The organism is Caballeronia sp. GAWG1-5s-s, assembly GCF_023631445.1.
Taxonomy (GTDB): Bacteria; Pseudomonadota; Gammaproteobacteria; order Burkholderiales; family Burkholderiaceae; genus Caballeronia.
Map to the genome: position 1 here is coordinate 1 of NZ_JALQDC010000060.1, position 1,009 is coordinate 1,009.

Sequence of the window (1,009 nt, forward strand, 5' to 3'; positions counted from 1 at the left end):
AAACCGCCCGCCGCACCAGCATTTCCCGAATCTTGCCGATGGCCTTCGTCGGGTTGAGACCCTTCGGGCACACATCGACGCAGTTCATGATCGTGTGGCAGCGGAACAGGCGATACGGGTCTTCCAGATTATCGAGTCGCTCGCCGGTCGCCTGGTCGCGGCTATCGGCGATAAAGCGATACGCCTGCAACAAGCCCGCCGGACCCACGAACTTGTCCGGATTCCACCAGAAGCTCGGGCACGACGTCGAGCAGCTCGCGCACAGAATGCACTCGTAGAGCCCATCGAGTTCGTCACGCTCCACCGGCGACTGCAAACGCTCCTTCTCCGGCGGCGGCGTGTCGTTGATCAGATACGGCTTGATCGAGTGATACTGGTTGAAGAACTGCGTGAAGTCGCAGATCAGATCGCGCACCACCGGCAGCCCCGGCAGCGGACGCAGCACGATGCGCTGCGGCAAGTCGTTCAGGTTCGTCAGACACGCGAGCCCGTTCTTGCCGTTGATGTTCATGGCGTCCGAGCCGCACACGCCCTCGCGGCACGAGCGACGGAACGACAGCGTTTCATCCAGCTCCTTCAGCTTCACCAGCGCGTCGAGCAGCATGCGTTCGTGCGTCAGGTCGAGCTCGTAGCTCTGCATGCGCGGCGCGGCGTCCTTGTCCGGATCGTACCGGTAGACTTCGAAAATTCTCTTTGCCATTTGGATATCCTTGCCCTTGCCTTAGAAGGTACGCGCCTTCGGCGGCACCGATTCGACCGTCAGCGGCTTCATCTGCACCGGCTTGTAGTCGAGGCGATTGCCTTCGCTGAACCACAGCGTATGACGCATCCAGTTCTCGTCATCGCGATGTTCGTAGTCGCTGTGCGCATGCGCGCCGCGGCTTTCCTTGCGCGCCTCGGCCGAGACCATCGTCGCGCGCGCCACCTCGATCAGATTCGCCAGCTCCAGCGCCTCGACCTTCGCGGTGTTGAACACCTTCGACTTGTCCTTCAGATGCACGTGCTTCAC

The 1,009-nt window shown here is 61.5% G+C and carries 1 protein-coding gene and 1 pseudogene; both read right to left on the bottom strand.

Annotation, left to right across the window (positions count from 1 at the left end; genetic code table 11):
• Positions 1-700: succinate dehydrogenase iron-sulfur subunit (locus tag NCR34_RS27875; RefSeq protein ID WP_244849783.1), on the bottom strand; the 700-nt coding region annotated here is incomplete at its 3' end.
• A 21-nt stretch (positions 701-721) separates the two neighbouring features.
• A pseudogene (locus NCR34_RS27880) lies at positions 722-1,009 on the bottom strand (succinate dehydrogenase/fumarate reductase flavoprotein subunit); the annotation flags it as partial.